Source organism: Mesorhizobium sp. M7A.F.Ca.MR.362.00.0.0 (genome assembly GCF_004023175.1).
In the GTDB taxonomy this organism is placed as follows: domain Bacteria; phylum Pseudomonadota; class Alphaproteobacteria; order Rhizobiales; family Rhizobiaceae; genus Mesorhizobium.
Genome location: NZ_RZTF01000415.1, coordinates 1 through 5466 on the forward strand (window position 1 = coordinate 1; position 5466 = coordinate 5466).

General features: G+C 54.9%; 3 tRNA genes, 3 rRNA genes and 1 pseudogene. All 7 read right to left on the bottom strand.

The features are described from left to right. Positions 1-302, bottom strand: a pseudogene (locus EOC06_RS31675) (sugar ABC transporter substrate-binding protein); the annotation flags it as partial. A 682-nt stretch (positions 303-984) separates the two neighbouring features. Continuing rightward, positions 985-1061: transfer RNA gene (locus EOC06_RS31680), tRNA-Met, on the bottom strand. A 272-nt stretch (positions 1062-1333) separates the two neighbouring features. Further along, positions 1334-1448, bottom strand: a 5S ribosomal RNA gene (gene rrf, locus EOC06_RS31685). Positions 1449-1600: 152 nt separating this feature from the next. After that, positions 1601-4422 (bottom strand): 23S ribosomal RNA (locus tag EOC06_RS31690). Between the two features lie 378 nt (positions 4423-4800). Then, positions 4801-4876: transfer RNA gene (locus EOC06_RS31695), tRNA-Ala, on the bottom strand. A 48-nt stretch (positions 4877-4924) separates the two neighbouring features. Next, positions 4925-5001 (bottom strand) — tRNA-Ile (locus tag EOC06_RS31700). A 281-nt stretch (positions 5002-5282) separates the two neighbouring features. After that, positions 5283-5466, bottom strand: a 16S ribosomal RNA gene (locus EOC06_RS31705); the annotation flags it as partial.

Below are 5466 nucleotides of genomic sequence, written 5' to 3' on the forward strand. Positions count from 1 at the left end.
GGATGCACCAATATGCCGGCCGGCTTCTGCGCCAGCGCTTGGTCGAAGGTCGCGATCTGCTTGTTGACGTCGTATTCCGGCGTACCCGTATAGGCGGTCTCGCAGCCGAACTGCTGGCCGGCCCGCTTGAACATTTCATAGACCGGGAACCAGTATTCGACGCCCGAGACCATGACGTTCATGACATATTTTTCACCCGGCTCGCATTTGAACGGGTTTGGGGTTTCGGCGCGTACCTGCATCGACCCAATGCAGGTCGATGCAGCCGCCGCGATTGCGAGCGTGCTCAGAAATTTGCGCAAGTTTCCTCCCTTGGCCGAAGCCATCCTCAATGACCGTCGCAGGCGCTCAGCGAGCGCTGCCGTATGGATTTGATGATGCCAACCTTCCTCCGAAAGCCGACGATCGGGACATTACAGCCTCGGCGCACATTGTCAATATAATTCACATGCTGAAATATATTTCACAACCTACTTCCGGGGAGTCTACGCTCCGGTCGACGAAGCTGGTCGCAGGCCGCCAAGGTGCCGTACGGGCCAGGCAAGGCCTTTCCGGCCTTTTTGGCCGCGAACCGGGGAGTGTGGTTGGAGTATCTGCACCCAGGAGTTCGCGCGGTGCCCTCCCGCCGGCCGCGTCTTATCACGTGAAGCCCAGATCTTGTTTGATAAGCATCTGCTCCGGGCGCGGCGTGACGCTCTCCATGTCGCTTGGCCAAGAAGTCTGCTGCTTCGTCGGCTTACAGCAGCCTTGACCACCCGGAGTATTCCGAGAACCTTCGACTGTCCCCCGAATGCGAACGGCCGGCGGGCATTGTTCCAGGCGGGCCGTTTGCTTACCGAAGTTTGATTGGGGAGAGGATTTGAGTTTTCTGTCTGGCGGCTTGGGCTTGGCCTGCTTGGGGGCGCCTGATGACGGGTTAAACGCCGGCACCAGGGCAAAAAACAAAAGAGCCCGCACGAGGCGGGCTGTTTGTTTAGTGAAGTTTGGTTGCGGGGACAGGATTTGAACCTGTGACCTTCAGGTTATGAGCCTGACGAGCTACCGGGCTGCTCCACCCCGCGTCACCTCTTAGCAAGCGTTTGCTTGCTAATCTTAGCAAGCGTTTGCTTGCTAATCTTAGCAAGCGTTTGCTTGCTAATCTAAGCAAGCGCTTGCTTGCGTTCCTAAGCAAGCGTTTGCTTGCTTTTTTGTGTAAGCCGAGGCCTACAGATAGGTATATGGCTGACCAAATGAAAGGGCCGCTTACGCGGCCCGTGATCCCTTGGCGGGCCATTTCATAAAGAGAAGATATCACTCCATCCGATTGGATGTGAGTTCAACGTGCGTTTAGCAGACCTGGCAGCGACCTACTCTCCCGCGTCTTGAGACGAAGTACCATCAGCGCTGGAGCGTTTCACGGCCGAGTTCGGAATGGGATCGGGTGCAGCCGCTCCGCCATAACCACCAGGTCGGCAAAACGCACGTTGTTCGAGAAGCTTTTGAGCGAAGGAGCACAAAGAGGCATCGGCAGCGGAGCTGTCGGGTGCCTCTCGGGGCTATTCGCTGGTCTTTTTTGTGCCTGTCATCCTCCGATTTGGAGCGATGAGCATAAGGAATGAGAACGATCAAGCCGATCGAACTATTAGTACCGGTAAGCTTCAAGCGTTGCCGCTCTTCCACACCCGGCCTATCAACGTGGTCGTCTTCCACGGTTCTCAGGGAATACTCGTTTTAAGGTGGGTTTCCCGCTTAGATGCCTTCAGCGGTTATCCCGTCCGGATATAGCTACCCTGCTATGCGGCTGGCGCCACAACAGGTCCACCAGAGATCCGTCCATCCCGGTCCTCTCGTACTAGGGACAGATCCTTTCAATATTCCTACACCCACGGCAGATAGGGACCGAACTGTCTCACGACGTTCTGAACCCAACTCACGTACCGCTTTAAATGGCGAACAGCCATACCCTTGGGACCTGCTCCAGCCCCAGGATGCGATGAGTCGACATCGAGGTGCCAAACAACCCCGTCGATATGGACTCTTGGGGGTCATCAGCCTGTTATCCCCGGCGTACCTTTTATCCGTTGAGCGATGGCCCTTCCACGCGGGACCACCGGATCACTATGACCGACTTTCGTCTCTGCTCGACTTGTCAGTCTCGCAGTCAGGCAGGCTTATGCCATTGCACTCAGCGAACGATTTCCGACCGTTCTGAGCCCACCATCGCGCGCCTCCGTTACTCTTTAGGAGGCGACCGCCCCAGTCAAACTACCCACCATACATTGTCCCGGACCCGGATAACGGGCCGCGGTTAGACATCCATAGTAATAAGGGTGGTATTTCAAGGGTGGCTCCACCTGAGCTGGCGCCCAGGTTTCAAAGCCTACCACCTATCCTACACATGCCACTACGAATGCCAATGTAAAGCTATAGTAAAGGTGCACGGGGTCTTTCCGTCTAACCGCAGGAACCCCGCATCTTCACGGGGAATTCAATTTCACTGAGTCTATGCTGGAGACAGCGGGGAAGTCGTTACGCCATTCGTGCAGGTCGGAACTTACCCGACAAGGAATTTCGCTACCTTAGGACCGTTATAGTTACGGCCGCCGTTTACTGGGGCTTCGATTCAGAGCTTGCACCCCTCCTCTTAACCTTCCAGCACCGGGCAGGCGTCAGACCCTATACGTCGTCTTGCGACTTCGCAGAGCCCTGTGTTTTTGATAAACAGTCGCTACCCCCTGGTCTGTGCCACCCTCCTCTACTTGCGTAGAAAAGGGTCACGCTTCTTCCGAAGTTACGCGTGCAATTTGCCGAGTTCCTTCAGCATAGTTCTCTCAAGCGCCTTGGTATACTCTACCAGACCACCAGTGTCGGTTTCGGGTACGGTTTATAAGGAGGAGCTATTTCCTGGAACCACGCAGCAGCCCGTTCAATCCGATAAGATTGGACTACCTCAATGATCCGTCACTACCTCCAAGCCCACGAATATTAACGTGGTTCCCATCGACTACGCGTTTCCGCCTCGTCTTAGGGGCCGGCTAACCCTGCTCAGATTAGCTTTAAGCAGGAACCCTTGGTCTTTCGGCGGGGGAGTCTCTCACTCCCCTTACGTTACTCATGTCAGCATTCGCACTTCTGATACCTCCACCACCCCTCACGGGTATGGCTTCATCAGCTTACAGAACGCTCCGCTACCGCTTGGCCCTTGCGGACCAAACCCTAAGCTTCGGTGTATGGCTTTAGCCCCGTTACATTTTCGGCGCAAAGACCCTTATTTAGACCAGTGAGCTGTTACGCTTTCTTTAAATGATGGCTGCTTCTAAGCCAACATCCTGGTTGTTTTGGGATCCTCACATCCTTTCCCACTTAGCCATAACTTGGGGACCTTAGCTGTAGGTCAGGGTTGTTTCCCTTTTCACGACGGACGTTAGCACCCGCCGTGTGTCTGCCGACTAGTACTCCCAGGTATTCGGAGTTTGGTTAGGTTTGGTAATCCGGTGAGGACCCCTAGCCCATCCAGTGCTCTACCCCCTGGGGTATTCGGTCGACGCTCTACCTAAATAGATTTCGCGGAGAACCAGCTATTTCCGAGTTTGATTGGCCTTTCACCCCTAGCCACAAGTCATCCCGAACTATTGCAACAGTTATGGGTTCGGTCCTCCAGTAAGTGTTACCTTACCTTCAACCTGCTCATGGCTAGATCACTCGGTTTCGGGTCTAATGCGACGAACTGAACGCCCTATTCAGACTCGCTTTCGCTGCGCCTACACCTAGCGGTTTAAGCTTGCTCGTCACACTAAGTCGCTGACCCATTATACAAAAGGTACGTGGTCACCCAGGACGAACCTTGGGCTTCCACTGTTTGTAGGCAATCGGTTTCAGGTACTCTTTCACTCCCCTTGTCGGGGTGCTTTTCACCTTTCCCTCACGGTACTAGTTCGCTATCGGTCATGCACGAGTACTTAGGCTTGGAGGGTGGTCCCCCCAATTTCAGACAGGATTTCACGTGTCCCGCCTTACTCGAGGACGATTGATTGCATTACGCGTACGGGGCTGTCACCCACTATGGCCCTACTTTCCAGAAGGTTCCGCTTGTCTCTCAATCGCCACTGGCCTGGTCCGGGTTCGCTCGCCACTACTTCCGGAGTCTCGGTTGATGTCCTTTCCTACGGGTACTTAGATGTTTCAGTTCCCCGCGTTCGCCACTTTACCCCTATGTATTCAGGGTAAGTTACCTATTATCGATACTTGGAAACCACAGCAGCAAGTCGGCCTTGCGACCTTCCGGCTGCTCTGATTTTCCAAGTACCTTAGGTGGGTTTCCCCATTCGGAAATCTACGGATCAAAGGGTATTCGCACCTCCCCGTAGCTTATCGCAGCGTATCACGTCCTTCATCGCCTGTGCATGCCAAGGCATCCACCAATTGCCCTTAAGACACTTGATCGTTCTCATTGCCAATGCCCACCCGCGCAATCCCGAAGGGACTGTCGCTTCAGCCTTCCCCTTGCGAGGTTAGCGTCCGCGCAATCCCGAAGAGATTGTCGCCTGTACCGGATCCTGTGCGGGACCCAATTCGATGTCATTGGCACAAAAAGACCAGCTTCTCGAGATCGGTTCGAGGGTGCGGTTAGGCAAGCCCATCATATGCGGGAGATTGAGCGTCTCCCGCGACAAATCACAAACCTTTTCAAGCTCATGAAGTTCGAACAAATCTTCTCTTTACAATGTCAAACAGAACAAGCGGCAAGCTAGATGCTCACCACAAAACCTTTTTACGAATGACTTTTTCTGACGCCTCATCTCTACTCGACACCAAAGGTAATGGTGGAGCCGGACGGGATCGAACCGACGACATCCTGCTTGCAAAGCAGGCGCTCTCCCAGCTGAGCTACGGCCCCTGATACCTTTGTAGAGGAGACAGGAAGCTACCTAGCTTCCATCAGAGATGGTGGGCCTGGGAGGACTTGAACCTCCGACCTCACGCTTATCAAGCGCGCGCTCTAACCAACTGAGCTACAAGCCCTAAGCCCCAAGCGCAGATGGTAGCCGGCATCGAGGCAGAGCCTCGCAAGGCCGACAGGCCGTCGCGGCTCGTGCCGCGCCCTCGCGGAGCGCCAGCACCCGAAGGGTGCGACACGGCGCGCGAGCGCAAATCAAAGTCATTCGCTGAAGAAAGAGAAACGAAGGCGGCAGACCCGCTTAAGGTATGCGCGACGGTCAAAGTGACTCTTTGCCGTCTTGTTCCAAGAGAACCAAAAGGCAGAGGCTCATCAGATGAGCGTTTCCATTAAGGTTCTTCCTTAGAAAGGAGGTGATCCAGCCGCAGGTTCCCCTACGGCTACCTTGTTACGACTTCACCCCAGTCGCTGACCCTACCGTGGTCGCCTGCCTCCTTGCGGTTAGCACAGCGCCTTCGGGTAAAACCAACTCCCATGGTGTGACGGGCGGTGTGTACAAGGCCCGGGAACGTATTCACCGCGGCATGCTG